13 protein-coding genes are annotated in these 15,507 nt (G+C 58.3%); 6 read left to right on the top strand and 7 right to left on the bottom strand.

Features of this window, described 5'->3' with window-relative positions; all coding sequences use genetic code 11:
* Window positions 1-1,104: a DUF2817 domain-containing protein gene (locus ACZ3HG_RS21270; protein WP_191936191.1), complete on the top strand. Its 1,104-nt coding sequence runs from the start codon at window positions 1-3 to the stop codon at window positions 1,102-1,104.
* On the opposite strand, the gene ACZ3HG_RS21275 is transcribed toward ACZ3HG_RS21270, so the two are convergent.
* The 4 genes from ACZ3HG_RS21275 to ACZ3HG_RS21290 all read right to left on the bottom strand — a co-directional run bounded on the left by ACZ3HG_RS21275 (window position 1,089) and on the right by ACZ3HG_RS21290 (window position 5,300).
* A complete protein-coding gene (locus ACZ3HG_RS21275) occupies window positions 1,089-1,868 on the bottom strand; it encodes a HalD/BesD family halogenase (protein ID WP_465334321.1) in 780 nt (259 codons plus the stop codon). The genes ACZ3HG_RS21270 and ACZ3HG_RS21275 overlap by 16 nt on opposite strands.
* A gap of 187 nt (window positions 1,869-2,055) precedes the next feature.
* Window positions 2,056-2,475 (bottom strand): nucleotide triphosphate diphosphatase NUDT15, encoded by a 420-nt coding sequence (locus ACZ3HG_RS21280; protein ID WP_342214496.1) that lies wholly within the window; start codon window positions 2,473-2,475, stop codon window positions 2,056-2,058.
* An 18-nt stretch (window positions 2,476-2,493) separates the two neighbouring features.
* Complete coding sequence (locus ACZ3HG_RS21285) at window positions 2,494-3,678, bottom strand: alpha/beta hydrolase-fold protein (protein WP_062748014.1); 1,185 nt, start codon at window positions 3,676-3,678, stop codon at window positions 2,494-2,496.
* A 38-nt stretch (window positions 3,679-3,716) separates the two neighbouring features.
* The gene (locus tag ACZ3HG_RS21290; protein ID WP_191935567.1) at window positions 3,717-5,300 is read right to left on the bottom strand and encodes a carbohydrate porin; all 1,584 of its coding nucleotides are present in this window, start codon (window positions 5,298-5,300) and stop codon (window positions 3,717-3,719) included.
* A 484-nt stretch (window positions 5,301-5,784) separates the two neighbouring features.
* On the opposite strand from ACZ3HG_RS21290, the gene hglS reads away from it, so the two are divergent.
* Window positions 5,785-7,119, top strand: coding sequence for a 2-oxoadipate dioxygenase/decarboxylase HglS (gene hglS, locus ACZ3HG_RS21295; protein WP_191935568.1), 1,335 nt, complete (start codon window positions 5,785-5,787; stop codon window positions 7,117-7,119).
* A gap of 83 nt (window positions 7,120-7,202) precedes the next feature.
* Here hglS and ACZ3HG_RS21300 read toward each other — a convergent pair whose 3' ends face one another.
* Window positions 7,203-8,015 (bottom strand): Cof-type HAD-IIB family hydrolase, encoded by an 813-nt coding sequence (locus ACZ3HG_RS21300; protein WP_274604360.1) that lies wholly within the window; start codon window positions 8,013-8,015, stop codon window positions 7,203-7,205.
* Between the two features lie 313 nt (window positions 8,016-8,328).
* Here ACZ3HG_RS21300 and ACZ3HG_RS21305 point away from each other — a divergent pair, with 313 nt between their 5' ends.
* The 3 genes from ACZ3HG_RS21305 (at window position 8,329) to ACZ3HG_RS21315 (ending at window position 10,983) form a co-directional block, all read left to right on the top strand.
* A complete protein-coding gene (locus ACZ3HG_RS21305) occupies window positions 8,329-9,066 on the top strand; it encodes a DeoR/GlpR family DNA-binding transcription regulator (protein WP_191935569.1) in 738 nt (245 codons plus the stop codon).
* Window positions 9,067-9,335: 269 nt separating this feature from the next.
* The gene (fsa, locus tag ACZ3HG_RS21310; protein ID WP_191936039.1) at window positions 9,336-10,001 is read left to right on the top strand and encodes a fructose-6-phosphate aldolase; all 666 of its coding nucleotides are present in this window, start codon (window positions 9,336-9,338) and stop codon (window positions 9,999-10,001) included.
* 52 nt (window positions 10,002-10,053) lie between these two features.
* Window positions 10,054-10,983: a hypothetical protein gene (locus ACZ3HG_RS21315; RefSeq protein WP_465334326.1), complete on the top strand. Its 930-nt coding sequence runs from the start codon at window positions 10,054-10,056 to the stop codon at window positions 10,981-10,983.
* 64 nt (window positions 10,984-11,047) lie between these two features.
* Here ACZ3HG_RS21315 and ACZ3HG_RS21320 read toward each other — a convergent pair whose 3' ends face one another.
* The gene (locus ACZ3HG_RS21320; protein ID WP_465334328.1) at window positions 11,048-12,256 is read right to left on the bottom strand and encodes an MFS transporter; all 1,209 of its coding nucleotides are present in this window, start codon (window positions 12,254-12,256) and stop codon (window positions 11,048-11,050) included.
* Window positions 12,257-12,354: 98 nt separating this feature from the next.
* Between ACZ3HG_RS21320 and ACZ3HG_RS21325 the strand changes: the two genes are divergently transcribed.
* The gene (locus ACZ3HG_RS21325; RefSeq protein ID WP_244633764.1) at window positions 12,355-13,293 is read left to right on the top strand and encodes a LysR family transcriptional regulator; all 939 of its coding nucleotides are present in this window, start codon (window positions 12,355-12,357) and stop codon (window positions 13,291-13,293) included.
* A gap of 47 nt (window positions 13,294-13,340) precedes the next feature.
* Here the strand turns inward: ACZ3HG_RS21325 and ACZ3HG_RS21330 are convergent, their stop codons facing one another.
* Entirely contained in the window at window positions 13,341-15,431 is a 2,091-nt protein-coding gene (locus ACZ3HG_RS21330) for a TonB-dependent siderophore receptor (protein WP_191935607.1), read from the bottom strand.
* Between the last annotated feature and the right edge of the window lie 76 nt (window positions 15,432-15,507).

Genomic DNA, 15,507 nt, shown 5'->3' on the forward strand with positions numbered 1-15,507 from the left:
ATCACACTGCCTGATTTTCAAACCCAGCGCGCCCGCTTTCTCGCGGCGGCTGGCAAGCGGGGTGGCGCGGTCACCTGCTATCCGCACCCGCTGAGCGGCCCGCAGGGCGAAGCGCTCTTCACCGATGTGGCGGTAATAGGGCGTGCCGATGCGCCGCAGGTGATGCTGGTGGTGTCCGGCACCCACGGCGTTGAGGGCTACTACGGTTCCGACAGCCAGATCGCCTGGCTGGAGGAGCTGGATGGCAGTACGCTGCCGCAGGATGTGGCGCTGGTGCTGGTCCATCTGATTAACCCGTGGGGCACGGCGCATCTGCGGCGGGTGAATGAAGACAATGCCGATCTGAATCGTAACTTCGTTGATTTCAGCGCTGAAGTGCCGCACAACGCCGCCTACCCGGCGCTGCACAGTCTTTACACCTGTCGCGATCTTGACGGGGTAGAGCGGGCAGAGGCCGATGTGCAGATGGCGCTGAAGTGTGCCGACATCGGCTGGAACGGCGTGAAGCGTATCGTAGAAGCCGGACAGTATCAGTTTGCCGATGGCATTTTCTATGGCGGCAGTCAGGCCAGCTGGTCACAGCAGATCCTGCGGCAGATTATCGCCAATCATCTGCAAATGGCGCGGCGAATGATCAGCTTTGACCTGCATACCGGGGCCGGTGCCTGGGGCCATCCGATGCTGCTGGCGATTGCCGAACGTGCTTACCCGGCGCTGGATGAGGCGAAACGCCTGTTTGGCGAATGGCTGACGGTGATTATTACCGGGGCCAGCAGCGAGAGTGATACCGGCGTGACGGCCACGGCCACGGGCTACCTGTCGCAGTTTATGCTGGACCAGCTGCCTGAAACCGACCTGATCCAGCTGGTGGTAGAGTGTGGAACGTATGACGGCCGCGAGATGCACCGCCGCGTGCGTGACGACCACTGGCTGCACCTCTACGGTGACCTGAACAGCGAACAGGCGCTGCGCGTGAAACAGCAGCTGTTTGAGGGTTTCTACCCGGCCGATCCGGACTGGCGGGCGCTGACGGCGCTGCGCACCCGGCAGGTTTTCCAGCGCGGCTGGGAGGCGCTACAGCAGTCGCTTTACAGGCGTCCGTAGAAGGTCATGCGGGCGCTTTCTGACAGCGCGACATCCGGCTGAGCATTGTACGCCAGCACCACCAGCATCCGGGTGATCTCCCCTTCCGTCGGCGTGACGCGGTGCAGGGCATTACGCCCGCGAAACAGCACCAGGTCCCCTGGCTCAATCGCCAGTTTTTCCACCGCACGCTCACCGTCCAGCACGGCTGCCACGCCGCTGTAGTTCATCTCACCTGCTTCGGCATTGCGCAGATGGCTGACGTATTCAAAAACACCGCCCGCCTGCGGCTTCTGGATCAGCAGCGTGATGGCGAACGACGAGTTATCAAAATGCCAGCCCAGCTCCTGGCCGGTGTGCGCGTAGTGCAGGTTGATCGACGACAGGCGGTCGGCATAGGGAAACAGCTGCTGTTCATCCAGTACACCGCAGAGAAACGCTTTAAAGGTGGCTGAATCATACAGGGCGCGCAGGGCAGAGTCGGCGGGGATCTCTTCATCGGTAATACAGCCTTTCGATGAGAGCACCTGACGGTTACGCGGATGGTCGGCGGCAAAAGCCGCGTCGGTTTTTTGCAGATAGACGTTGTGCCGACTGCTGGCATAAAAGGCCAGATGCTGGTTGTCCTCGCCTTCCTGCTTAATGGCGGCCAGGGCGGCAGCGGTTAAAAAACCGCGCAGCACCAGGGCACCCTGCGCGGCAAGCGCCTGCTGACAGCGTGCAGTGTAAGCGGCATCGGTAATCGGGTGAGCACTCAGGTTCAGCAGCGAGGCAAGCGGGTTCATTCGGTTCTCACGGGCAGAAGGGCAGGTGATCCACTGTACGACGGCGTCCCTCCGTGCGCTACTGATTTTGCACGCTTTTTAACCATTGCACAGGCTAAAAAAGCACCGGGCGCTGCCGCCGGGTGCTTTTTTGATGTTCCGACCCTCGCGGGAGCGACAGGGAAGGTTTCCCGGTGGGAAGCGGCCGTTAAGGCGGCGTACTCAGTGCCACCAGATCGACCTGTGTCAGCAGCGATTTCAGCGGAGCGAACAGCGGCTGCGGCAGCGCAGCCGGATCGCACCAGTGCCAGCCCTCACACTTTTCCGGCTCACAGCGCTGCGGCGTGCCGCTGGCGTGATACGCCAGCATAAACAGCGTGACGTAATGCTGCTGTTCGGCCTGGAAAATATCGTTGGTAAACGGCCCGGCGATACAGTCGCCGGTCACCATGCCGCACTCTTCCAGCGCTTCACGTGCTGCACACTGCTGGGGGGTTTCCCCAAACTCCAGATGCCCGCCGGGGGCCGACCAGTCGCCGGCACCGTGGCTGCCCTGGCGTTTCCCCAGTAACAGCTTACCGTCACGGAAAATAAGAACGCCGACCCCAATACGTGGTGATGACATCATCTCTCTCTTATGACCGGATTAACGGAACAGTTTCTGCACGAATTCAGCATAGGCGGGCCGCCAGACATCCATCTCGTGGCCCAGCTTCGGCCAGGCGTGATAGTCAAACTTCACGCCTTTTTCCTCCAGGGTCTGCTTCAGCCCGGCGATATCTTTTCCGGTCACGATGTCATTTTCGCCCACCACCACGGTAAAGTTTTTCAGCTGACGGTTAATCTGCTGCGGTTTTTCCAGCTGCGCCGCCACCCGTGCGTCAGGGACGGTCGTGGTGCTGACGCCGCTCAGGGTCGCCAGCGCGCTGAAATAATCCAGGTGGCTGAGGCCGGACACCAGGGCTTGGTAACCCCCCTGTGACAGGCCCGCCAGAGCACGGCCCTCTGCATCATGACGCACGTTAAAGCGCTGGTTGATCAGCGGAATAATATCGTGGATCAGTTCGCGGTCGGCGGCCTGCGCATTACGTGGATAGAACAGTTTGCGGCGTTCCTGCGGCACATAATCTTCCGGCGTGGTGGTGGCGGTATCGGTTTCCGTATCCGGGATCACCACCAGCATCGGCTTGATTTTGCCTTCCGCCAGCAGGTTATCCATCATTTCCGGCACGCGCCCCTGGTCGATGGCCGAACGCAGGCTGTCACCGAAGCCATGATAGAAATAGAGCACTGGCAGCGGCGCGCCTTTACCGTCATAGCCCGGCGGCGTCCATACTGCCACCTGACGCTCCCGCTTCAGCTGCGGCGAGTGATAGGTCAGCGTGCGTACGTCACCGTGCGGCACGTTGCGCACATCGAGAATACTGCCCGGTACCAGGATCAGGCTGGTGTTCACCTGACGCTGCGGCTTGGCATACGCTGTTCCGGTATCAATACTGCGGAAGCCATCGACGCTAAAGAAATATTCATACAGATTAGGGGCCTGTACCGCTGAGCGGAAGCTCCAGATGCCGCTGGCATCTTTCACCATCGGGTGTGACACGTAGCTTTCCGGCGTGGCCCCGGTAAACACCGAGACCTTTTTCGCCTGTGGTGCATACAGCCGGAAGGTAATGCTGCGATCCGCGTTCACCTGGGTTACGTACTGGTTTACCGGCCGGTCCTGGGGAGGGAAGGGCGGAAAATCAGCAGGCAGCGTGGCGGAAAAGGCCGGGAGCGTAGCGCCCAGCAACAGGCCGGACAGCAGCAGTGCAACAGCAGATTTCTTCATCGGTTACGTCCTTATCGGTTAAGCACATCAGGGGCAGATTACCACCAGACTTCGGCCTGTACGCCCAGCGAAAGCTGATCGTTTTTACTGTCCTGGAAGCGGTAATCTGACAGTCCGTTGTCCAGCACGTGCAGGTACGTGCCGTAGAAACGGATCTCCGGGCGCGAGTTAAGAATGCTGGTATCCACTTTCAGCGCGTGATACAGCGTGGTTTTATAGCCGGACTCTTTCAGCGTGTCACCTGACTGGGTTTTATTGCTCTGGGTAAACCAGCCCAGCTCCACACCGGTCTGATTATAGCTGTCCCAGATCCAGGCCGGGCGTACCACGGTACGCAGGCTCTCAAAATCACTGTGTGAACCACTCTCGTAGCTGTACACATCGTTACCGCGCGAGTAGACCAGCGCATTGGCCATGATGATCTTATCGCTCAGGTACATTTCACCCTGTGAGATGGCGCGGAATGCCGTGCCGTTGGTGTGGTCGCCATAATAGTACCCGTTGTAGCTGACATTGGAACTGGCCCCGTTGTAATTGGCAAAACTGCTGGCGAAAGAGTTGTTCCCGGCCTGCAGGCTGAAGTCGTTGAAACCCTTGTTGCTCAGCTGCTGCCGCACGATGGCCGTGGCCAGCCAGGCGTCTTTCAGCGTGTAGAAGCGGTCACTGCCTTCATTGCTTTTCTGCTCATCCGTTTTATTGGCCATGGAATATTTACCCATCACCGTCAGGGTGGCGCTGTCCCACAGCGGCAGGTCTTTATAGCGTGCCTCGACGGAGTTGGTGTTCATCTGGGTTTTATTGTTGAGATCGCGCGAGTAAACGTCGATATCTTCACGCGTCAGTGACAGATCTACCTTACCCGGCCCGGCCGCCAGATTTTCGATGCCAATACCGCCGCCGACGTCCGTACGCACGCTTTTCCAGTCCAGCATCTGGATCTCATAGACCGGCAGGGTGTGTTTACCGACCCAGAAGTCCGCCTCTGGCGCGAAGGGCAGGAAGCCTTGGGTGGTCAGATAGATATCAGAAAATTGCAGCAGGTTTTCATTGCCGTTGTTATCACCAAACCAGCCGGAGCCGTACTGCTGACTGACGTTACCATCCAGTTTAACGATAGCTTCGGCACTTTTACCGTTCTGCTGATAGACCCGCTGCTTCAGCAGTAAGTCGAACCAGCCGCTGTGCTCGTTACCAAAGCGCCCGACGGAGCCGATCGCATAGGACTGCGGAGAGCCATTATTGCCGGTTGCCCAGCCGCTGCGCAGGTAGCCGGAATAGGTGAAGCCGATCTCATCTTTGACATACTGGCTGATCTCTTTCAGCGTGACTGGCTGGCTGCTTTCGCCAGCGGCTGAGGTGCTGGCCACCTCCACCGTTGAGCGGGCACTGACCGTGGCAGGCGTCGTGTCGGCCTCTGGCGTGCTGACCGCTGTCGCACGTTTTGCTATAGCCGGCTGTTCGTGCCGGGCTTTATATTCCTGAAATTCTGTTTGCGTGCGCTGCAACTCTTTTTCCAGCAATTCCAGCCGCTGCTCCAGCGTTAATTTAGCGGCAAGAAGAGGGGCCGGAAACAGAGCAGAAGTAATAAGAACGGCTATTATTGTTAATGACGATTTTTTCACTTTTTAGCTTCCCAGGTGTGGCATGATAAATAAAAGACATGCGGTTTCCCTGCCAGTCTTACCGCTAACGGGCATAAAATGGAGAGCGGGTGCGAATGCAGACGACGCTCTTTTAAATCAGAGGGTTATTTTTATCGTTTTATTTCTTTTCTCTTCATTCTCCTTATTCATTTCTGCGAAACACTTTTCTCAAAGCAAAAAAAAACCTGAATAGCTTTTCTTACCGCTTAATCAGGGTAAGAAAAACGCTTCAGGTTTTGCCTGTCACCAGTCGGCTGGTAAACAGTAACAATCCAGAGTGTCGGTTAACGAAAATTCACTTTGAAATATTTCGTAATAGAATGATTTTGTCTCAGTTGCCGACGCGGCTGCAATGATATTTTCATTCTCAGTTTACAATCTGTGATGAAACTAACACTTAGCCTTCACCGGCATGGCTATCCTCCCTGTGGGAACATCAACAGCACCTTTCAGGAGATCTGCAATGAGTCACCGTTTTATCAGCGAAGACCAGATCCGCGACCGTTTCTCTAAAGCGATGTCAGCGATGTATCAGAAGGAAGTTCCGCAATATGGCACGTTGCTGCAACTGGTGCGCGAGGTAAATCAGCAGGTACTGGCCAAAAGCCCGGATGCGCTGGATGCCGCACAGTGGCCGCAGGAGGTCAACCGCCTGAGCGTGGAGCGCCACGGCGCTATCCGCGTAGGGACGGCACAGGAGCTGTCGACCCTGCGTGAACTGTTTGCGGTGATGGGGATGTCCGCCGTGGGTTATTACGACCTTTCCACGGCCGGGGTGCCGGTACACTCCACCGCGTTCCGTCCGGTATCGGAGGCTTCATTACAGGTTAACCCGTTCCGGGTCTTTACCTCACTGCTGCGGCTGGAGCTGATTGAGGACCCGGCGCTGCGCGACAGGGTCAGTGAACTACTGGCCCGGCGCGATATTTTTACCCCCCGTCTGCGCGAACTGCTGGCTATCCACCAGCAGCAGGGGGGGCTGACGGATGAACAGGCGGACGAATTTGTGCGGGAGGCGCTGGACACCTTCCGCTGGCATCATCAGGCCTCGGTTGATCTCGGTACCTATAATGCGCTGCTGGCCCAGCATCGCCTGATTGCCGATGTGGCGTGCTTTCGCGGGCCGCATATCAACCATCTGACGCCGCGCACGCTGGATATCGATCGCGTACAGCAGCTGATGCCGGAGTATGGCATTACGCCGAAAGAGACTATTGAAGGGCCGCCGGCCAGGCGCTGCCCGATCCTGCTGCGTCAGACAAGCTTCAAGGCGCTGAATGAGGCGATCGATTTTACCGACCAGACGGCCGGCACACATACCGCGCGCTTTGGCGAAATTGAGCAGCGCGGCGTGGCGCTGACGCGCAAAGGGCGGGAGCTGTACGACCGGCTGCTGCGTGAGGCCTCGGCCGCGAAACACGGGGACAACACCAGTCACCAGCGCCACCTGAGCGCGGTGTTTGCTGCGTTCCCTGATGACGCTGACCAGCTGCGCCAGCAGCAGCTGGCGTTTTACCGTTACCGCCGCGATCCGCAGCACGCTATTACCCCAGGTGAGGATCTGGAGAGCCAGATCGCCCGGGGCGCGGTAATTGCCGAACCGATTATCTACGAAGATTTCCTGCCGGTCAGTGCGGCAGGTATTTTCCAGTCGAATCTGGGCGGCGACACGCAGCGGGTGAGCAGTGGAAACCCCAGCCAGGCAGCCTTTGAGCAGGCGCTCGGCTGCCCGGTCATTGATGAGTTTGCGCTGTATCAGCAGCGACAGCAGGACTCCCTCGATCGTCTGTTTCTGTAGAGGCTAAACTTCTGGTTCCGCAGGGGCTGACCTTTTGTTCTGGTCAGCCCGCCAGCGGTAGAATTCCCCGGTACGGGGCGGCCTTAACCCTCAAACGGCGCGCGACCGGTCAGCACGCGCTCGATCACATTCAGCGCCCCTTCCTGGTTATTGCTCTCGGTATGATAACGTGCGACCTGCTTCACGGCAGGCTGCGCGTTGGCCATGGCAAAGCCAAATCCGGCCTGGGCAACCATCTCAATATCGTTGCCACTGTCGCCGATGGCGACCACTTCATGGTCGGCAATCTGCCACTGACGCTGGAGCAGGGACAGCCCGTGGGCCTTATGGACGCCGGGGATGATCAGGTCAACAAAGCCAAAGCCGCTGGATACCGGGGCGACGATACCATCCAGAGCATGGCCAATGTGCGCCATCAGCTCCGGGATCTTCTCATCGGCCAGGTTTAGCGAGAATTTGAAGATGGTGTCATCCAGCGCGGTAAAGTCGTCGCGCAGTTCCAGACGATGATAGTGCTTCGCCATCAGCGCCCGCAGCGAGTCGGGGGCGCTCTTAAGCATATAAGCGCTGCGCGGCCCGCAGACCACGGTGTGGGCATAGGGGAGTGCGCTCAGCACCGTCAGCACTTTCTTCAGATGGTCATCGCTTAACTCACCGCAGAACAGTGTCCTGCCTGCGTCGACAATATTTGCGCCGTTTTCAGAGACAAAAGCAATCTCATCGCGGATGTCCGGGAAAAAGCTGATCAGCTGGTAGTACTGGTTGCCGCTGGCCACGACAAACTTAATATTTTTTTCTTTAAGTTGCTGATATTGCGCTAAGAATCGCGCTTTGTTATAGGTTTTATGGTCATCGAGGAAGGTGCCGTCCATATCGACAGCAATCATTTTAATCATCAGGTCCCCTGAATAAAAAGTAAAAACAGGGCCCATCATCGTTGGAATCGGTGATGGAAAAAAGAGGCAGCTTTTGCACAGGGCTTCCCCTTTTAACGGCGTTACGCCAGTGCTACGGCCCGGCAGGCAGCGCGGACTGCGCCCGAAGCCCGGTTACTGGCGTGCAGTATGGCGGAAAATAGCCGTATGCGGAAAAACCGACCTGAAAAAGAGGCACTGTTTTCCGGGGTGGCGATTGTTATCTGTCGGCGGCTTACTTAATATGAAAATGAAACGTTACGAATGAAAGCCCCTGTGGCGACAGAAGGTCACGATGAAACAACGACACCGGCGAATTCTCGATCGGGTAGAAGAGAAAGGGAAGGTCAGTATTAACGAACTGGCGCAGATCGCCGGTGTGTCTGGCGTGACGATCCGTAAAGATCTGAATGCGCTGGAAAGCCTGCACTATCTCACCCGGGCGCATGGCTATGCGGTATCGCTTAACGATCTCTCCGAGCGCGTGAGCAGTAACTTCTCCACCAAAGAGGCGATGGCAAAACGGGCGCTGTCACTGCTGTCAGAAGGCGATACGCTGTTTATCGAAGCCGGCAGCAGCAATGCGCACTTTGCCAGGGAGATCGGCCGATCCGGCCTGGATGTTACCGTGGTGACACCCTGTGTGTACGTGGCCAACGAACTGAAAAACTGCTATCAGGACGTGGTGCTCATCGGTGGCGTGCTGCAAAAACGCAGTGAGTGCCTGGTGGGACCGCTGACGCATCTGTGCATTAACAATATTAATTTCAACAAGGTCTTTATCGGCATTGACGGTTACAGCCCGGAGCAGGGGTTTACCGGGCGGGATGTCATGCGGGCGGAGAATATCCGGCTGGCCATTGAGAAGCGGGTAGAGAACTATGTGATTGCCGAGTCGGGTAAGTTTGGCAAGCTGTTCCCTTACAACGTGGCGAAACACAGCGATATTAATACCGTGATCACCGATGCCGGACTGCTGCTGACGATGGAAGATGCGCTACAGCAACAGGGGATCACGGTACTGAAAGCCTGATCCACGCCCTGGCCGCTTTCATCTGGCGGTTGTTTTGCTTCACAATCCCTCTTCGGGTGAAAGGCCTCTTTCACTCTTTATAACCCTGTCGGTGATTTTTTTATTATCTTTCTGTTTTATATGGTTTTTATTTCCTCGATTGGCATGTTTTCCCTGCGTAATTAAGCGTGATGACGATCAACTTTCAGCCGGGGGATCTCCATTATTGTTATGCGAAAGCAATGAATGTTTCATATGAAACACAGACAGGCCCTTTCCCGGAGAAAATGATGGAATTTTATTTAGATACGGCTGATGTCGCAGTAGTGAAACGCCTGGCCGCGGTGCTGCCGGTGAAAGGGGTGACCACCAACCCGAGTATTGTCGCGCGCAGCCAGCGGCCACTCAGCAGCGTGCTCCAGGAAATGGTGTCGATTCTTCCTGCTGACGCGACCCTGTTTGCCCAGGTCCTGGCGCATGAGGCGGCGGCGATGGTGGATGAAGCCTTACAGCTGCGTGAAATTGTGCCCTCGCTGGTGGTCAAGGTGCCGGTGACCCATCAGGGCCTGACGGCGATAAAGGCCCTGACTCAACAGAATATCCCCACGCTGGGGACGGCGGTGTACGGTGCGGGGCAGGGGTTTTATGCTGCGCTGGCCGGTGCCGGCTATATCGCGCCTTACGTTAACCGGGTCGATGCCCAGGGCGGTGACGGCATTGCGCTGGTGCGTGAATTGCAAACCCTGCTCGATCTGCATTGTCCGCACAGCAAAGTGCTGGCCGCCAGCTTCCGTACGCCGCGCCAGGTGCTGGACTGTATGCTCGCTGGCTGCCGGGCGATCACCGTCGATCCTGACGTCGCGGAGCTGTTCCTGCTCGATCCGGCAGTAGACAGCGCCCTGCAGCGCTTTGACCAGGACTGGTCACAGGCCTATGGCAATCTGACGCTGTCATAGCGCTGAATTTTCCAGCGTTCGCCTCATCTTTTACGTAAAGGATCCTTACCCTTTGCCGATAAATTACGCTACCAACGTGATAACCGTAGAGGGCTTTATGGGTGTGATCAGTGGAGTAACCGACAGCGTGGCAGGGAGATATGTTGCCACTACCGCAGGTGCCGCCAGCGCTGCGCCTGCAACAGAAAGCATTACCGGGAAAACCTTGCCCGCCAGCATGGTGGCGATCTCCCCGGAGGGCCGCGCGCGGCTGGCGCAGGCGACGGCCGAACCGCTGACGGCGGAGCAGCAGGAAGACAATCTGAAGGGTCTGCATGCCGGTAAATCCTCCAGCCAGACGGCGGTGATTAACCTTGGCTATGACCTGTTTAATGACCCGCAAACCAACTGGGATGCCCGCACCTTCACCCCCCTGCTGGGTATGACCCGCGATAATACTCAGGCCAGCATGGATAAGTTTGCCGCTGACCTGCATGAGGTATTAGCCCAGGGTCAGGTGGGTCACAATCAGTATGACAACTCCGATACCTCTGAAGCGATGGCGCTGTCGCTAACTCAGGCCAAACTGCATAAGCTGGTGGAAAAATATGTTGCCCCGGATCAGCAGCAGCAGGCCACAAAGATTGTCGACGGGATGACTGAGGGGAAAATTGCCGATCGTGAAGAACGCACCCTGCTGTCAGCCCAGGGGATGCTGGATATTGCCAGGCAGTACGGCACTGGTACCATGCAGTCTGAAGCACGCCAATACCTTGAGCAGGTGAAAAGCGGGACCGCCCGGCCGCAGGTTGAACTGACCACGATGCTGGCGGCAACGAAACTGAGCAGCAATATGGCCGAAACCTTCAGTGCGTTTGCCCGGGTGATTAATGCCACGCCGAATCCTGATAATAAGGCACAGTCCTCTATCGACGGGGCCCTGAAGCAGCTGGATGTTTATCGCCAGCAGTGGGATGACTTTATGAAAAAGCTGGCGGAATAACCCCTCAGCCCATCAGGGGCGACCTGTTTCAGGTCGCCCCGTGCCGATGACGGCAGATCCAGGCTCAGGCCTGTGCCAGCCGGATACGGCGGGCATACATTCTCACCACAAAGCTCAGGGCACCGGCCAGCGTCAGCAGGGCAACCACCCCCGGCCATCCGGCTTTTTCCAGGATCAGACTGCCCAGCGCGGAACCGATCGCCATGCCGATAAATACCCCGGTAAACATTAACGCATTCAGGCGGCTGCGGGCGGCAGGTTCGAGGCCGAAGATCAGCGTCTGGTGGGACACCAGCGTGGCCTGTACCCCAAAATCAAAACCAACCGCCGAGATAACAATCAGCGCCAGCTGGGCGGGCACCGGCAGCAGCGGCAGGAAAAACAGCGCGGCGAAAGAGAGCGTGGCCAGCGCGGTGCTGAACTGTGTCACCAGCGCCGGGCCGCGACGGTCGGCCATCATCCCTGCCAGCGGAGCGGCCATAGCGCCTGCTGCACCGGCCAGACCAAAGGCGCCCGCCGTGGCGCTGCCGAGGCCATAACGGGTGTGCAGCATCACCGCCAGGGTTGACCAGAAAGCACTGAATCCGACGGAAAGCAGCCCCTGTGCCAGTGTGGCGCGGCGCAGTTCGCCGTGGTGCAGCCACAGGTGACGCATTGATGCCAGCAGCGCCGGGTAGCCCAGCGTGGTGCTGGGGGCGATATGCGGCAGGCGACGCCACAGAACCAGCGTAATCAGCAGTACCATCACGGCGGCGAGTACAAACATCACCCGCCAGCCGAAATACTGCGCCACCAGCCCGCTCACCACCCTTGACAGCAAAATACCCAGCAGCAGTCCGGTCATCACCGTGCCCACGGTTTTGCCCCGCTGGGCCTCCGGGGACAGGCTGGCGGAGGCCGGAACAATGTCCTGCGCCATCGTCGCCGTGATGCCAATCGCCAGGCTGGCAGCCAGCAGCACCATCATGTTGCCTGCGGCCGCACTGAGTAGCAGCGCCAGCGTCAGCAGCACGCCTTTAATCGTAATAATGGTGCGCCGGTCGTGGCGATCCCCCAGCGGGGCGAGCAGTAAAATGCCGAGCGCATAGCCCATCTGGGTCAGCGTGGGCACCAGACCGCTGGTTGTCACGCTGGCATGAAGCTCGCTGGACAAAATTTCCAGCATCGGCTGGCTGTAGTAGATCGACGCCACGCTGAAGCCAGCGCCACTGGCCAGCATCAGTACGGTGGGGCCTGACAGCGGCTGGAGTGAAGAAGAAGGTTGGGTCGACATGGTCAGCACCTGTGTGTCTGTGAAGTTGACGCTATTATTATGCGTTAGCAGGCGCAGCGGTAGTCGCCTGCCTGGTAGAACTGTTATACGATAGGCGTATGAACACATCACAATTTCCCGGCGTTGACCGTATAGAACTGATGCAGACCTTTGTGCGCATCGTGGAAGCTGGCAATCTGTCGGCGGCCGCTGCACGGCTGGGCACCAGTCAGCCCACCGTCAGCCGCCGCCTGCAAACCCTGGAGAAGCTGCTGGGCCTGAAGCTGGTGCAGCGTACCACCCATGTGATGAAGCTGACGGAGGACGGCCAGCGCTGCTATGCCCACGCCAGGACACTGCTGGAAAGCTGGCAGGGGATAGAGGACGACCTGCGCGGCGTCACCGAGGAGCCGCAGGGGGTGCTGAGGGTGCTGGCTCCGCACGCCTTCGGGCAGGATCAGATGATTGTGCCGTTGCAGCACTATTTACAGCGCTACCCCCGGATGACCGTGGAGTGGATGCTGAGTGACCGCCACCCGGAGTTTATTGCCGAGGGTATCGACTGCGCGGTGCACGTCGGCCCGGTCACCGAACCGTCGGTGGTAGCCCAGCTGGTGGCTGAAGTGCCGCGCATTGTCATTGGTTCCCCTGCGCTCCTGGCGACGGATGCGGTACCGCAGCATCCGCAACAGCTCCAGAGCCTGCCGTGGCTGGCCCTTAGCACCTTCTATCGTCACAGCGTCTCGCTGACGCACCTTCCTGGTGGAGAAAACCAGCGTTTTGATATCCAGCCGCGGCTGCTGACCGACAGCCTGTACGCACTGCGCAATGCGGTGCTGGCGGGGATGGGGGTGGGGATTGCGTCATCATGGGTAGTGCAGGAGGATATTGCGCGCGGAACGTTACTGCACCTTGCGCCGCAGTGGCAGGCCGCCGCACTGCCGGTGTATCTGGTCTATCCCCACGCCCGCTACTATCCTGCGCGTCTGCGGATGTTTCTGACCATGATGCGTGAGGCGATGCCGGTACTGACGGGGACGCAGCACCCGCTGCGTTGAATAAAAAAAGGCACTCCCGCAGAGAGAGTGCCTGCAATGAGCGGGGCTCAGAAGCTGTAGCTGATGCCCGCCTGCCAGGTGCGGTCACGGCCGATCCAGCAGTTCGTGGTGTCGTAGCAGGTGAAGGTTTCTTTATTGGTCAGGTTCTGCGCGCTGGCTTTCAGCGTCACCCCGGCCAGCTGCGGAGAGACCGCCGCCATATTGTAAGACACCGCCATATCCCACAGCGTGGTACCGCCCAGCTTGCCCTGATCGTTGGCCAGGGCAATTTCCATCGGGCCGACGTAGCGCGCCCCGGCACCAACAGTCAGGCCGCGCACTGCGCCGTTGTCGAAGGTGTAGTCCCCCCACAGATTAAAGCTGTTCTCCGCCACCTGGGTCGGGCGTTTCCCCTGGTACTTATCATCTTCGGTATTCAGCGCGTGCGTATAGGCGTAGTTGGCGATCAGGCTGATATTGTCGGTCGGACGGCTGATCACCGACAGCTCTGCCCCTTTTGACTCCACTTCACCGGTCTGGCGATAGTTCAGGAAGCTGAGATCGGAGGTGAGCACGTTTTTCTGCCGGATATTAAATACCGAGGCGGTCACCGTGGTGGCGTAGTCGGCCAGCAGGTATTTCACCCCGCCTTCCAGCTGACGGCTGGTGGTCGGTTTAGCGGAGGTCAGGTTGCCCGTGGGTGAAACCGGTTTGAAGCCTTCGGAGTAGCTGATAAACGGCGCAATGCCGTTATCAAAGGTGTAGAGCGCGCCGAGGCGTTTGGTCAGGCGGTGCTGCGCCACCCACTCTTTTTGATTATTACCGAGGTAGTCGGTGTTGGTGGATCGGTAGTCATCGTAGCGCAACCCGGCGATCAGGCTCAGATTGCCGTACTCCACCTGGTCCTGGAAGTAGTAGCCGGTCTGGTTGAAGCTCAGGCGGTTAAGCTGGGCGGTATACAGGCCCAGCGCCGACTCACTGACCTGGTTGTAGTCCGGATTGCTGAGATCAAAGCCCGGTGTGCGGGTGGCGTACTGATAGTTGAAGTGAGAATCCATCCGCTGATAGTCCACGCCCGCCAGCAGGTGATGTTGCCAGTCACCCAGATCCCACTGCTTCGTCACCTGGTTATCGATATTGAAGCTTTTCAGGTCTTCATCGGTGGTGTAGGCAAACCGATCCAGCTGGCTGTTACTGACGGCCGGATTGGTCAGACCCGAGGCATAAATACTGCGCTGGTGGGTATCAACGTCAAAGTAGCGCGCCTTCTGCGCCACGCCCCAGCCGTTATCGAACTGATGCTCAAAGCTGTAACCCAGCATCCACTGGCGCTGTTTAAAGCCGCTCCAGCGGTCGCCTGCATAAGTGCGGCGCGAAGCGTCTGACGAGGTCAGCGCGGCCAGCGGCAGAGGGTCAGACGGCGTCAGGCTGGGGATGTCCTGGTACTGCGCGTCGATCGTCAGGCGGGTTTTATCCGACGGCTGCCAGGTGAGTGACGGGGCCACCAGATAGTTTTCACTGTGAGTGGTGCGCGGCTGATCGTCCCCGGCGCTGGCTTTACCAATAAAGCGATAACTCCAGTCGCTGTCGGCAATCGCGCCGGTGCTGTCGATATAGCCTTCGCGCAGCTTGCGGTTGCCACTGTTAAACCCGACTTCGGTTTTCTGCTCTTTCTCCGGCTTTTTACTCTGAATATTCACCAGGCCACCCGGCGACCCGTTGCCGTACAGCACCGAGGCCGGGCCTTTCAGGATATCCACATGGTCGATCAGAATCGGATCGATACTGGCTTTGGTGTTACCCGTGACGTTATACGGCAGCTGTAAGCCGTCATAGAAGGTGTTATCCACCGTGAAACCGCGGATTTTATACTCGCTCATATACGAGGTGGCGCCGCGGGTTTCGGTGGACACGCCGGGGGCATAGCGCAGAATTTCATTCAGCGAGCTGGCGTGACGCGCGGCAATCTCCTTGCTGCTGACGGTATTGATCACCTGAGGCGTTTTGCTTTCCGGCACCGCCGACTTGGTGGCGCTGTTGGTATAGGCGGGCAGGGCGGCGGCGCCAGAATCTGAGGCGCTGACCACCAGTGTTTTTTCATCGCTGGCTGCCGCGTGGGCAAAGGCGGTGCAGGTGCTGGCGATCAGCACGGCGAGCATGCAGGGCTTAGTGGTGAACATGGGTTTAGATGCCAATGAGAATGTGAAAGATAACGACAATTATTATCATTGGTTG

This window comes from Erwinia sp. PME.40.26/001, assembly GCF_055556675.1.

Excerpts from the sequence above, each read along its gene's own strand:
- ACZ3HG_RS21320 (WP_465334328.1), bottom strand. The coding sequence starts at position 12,256 with ATGTCGACCCAACCTTCTTCTTCACTCCAGCCGCTGTCAGGCCCCACC.
- ACZ3HG_RS21325 (WP_244633764.1), top strand. The coding sequence starts at position 12,355 with ATGAACACATCACAATTTCCCGGCGTTGACCGTATAGAACTGATGCAG.
- hglS (WP_191935568.1), top strand. The coding sequence starts at position 5,785 with ATGAGTCACCGTTTTATCAGCGAAGACCAGATCCGCGACCGTTTCTCT.
- ACZ3HG_RS21280 (WP_342214496.1), bottom strand. The coding sequence starts at position 2,475 with ATGATGTCATCACCACGTATTGGGGTCGGCGTTCTTATTTTCCGTGAC.
- ACZ3HG_RS21275 (WP_465334321.1), bottom strand. The coding sequence starts at position 1,868 with ATGAACCCGCTTGCCTCGCTGCTGAACCTGAGTGCTCACCCGATTACC.
- fsa (WP_191936039.1), top strand. The coding sequence starts at position 9,336 with ATGGAATTTTATTTAGATACGGCTGATGTCGCAGTAGTGAAACGCCTG.
- ACZ3HG_RS21285 (WP_062748014.1), bottom strand. The coding sequence starts at position 3,678 with ATGAAGAAATCTGCTGTTGCACTGCTGCTGTCCGGCCTGTTGCTGGGC.
- ACZ3HG_RS21330 (WP_191935607.1), bottom strand. The coding sequence starts at position 15,431 with ATGCTCGCCGTGCTGATCGCCAGCACCTGCACCGCCTTTGCCCACGCG.
- ACZ3HG_RS21300 (WP_274604360.1), bottom strand. The coding sequence starts at position 8,015 with ATGATTAAAATGATTGCTGTCGATATGGACGGCACCTTCCTCGATGAC.
- ACZ3HG_RS21305 (WP_191935569.1), top strand. The coding sequence starts at position 8,329 with ATGAAACAACGACACCGGCGAATTCTCGATCGGGTAGAAGAGAAAGGG.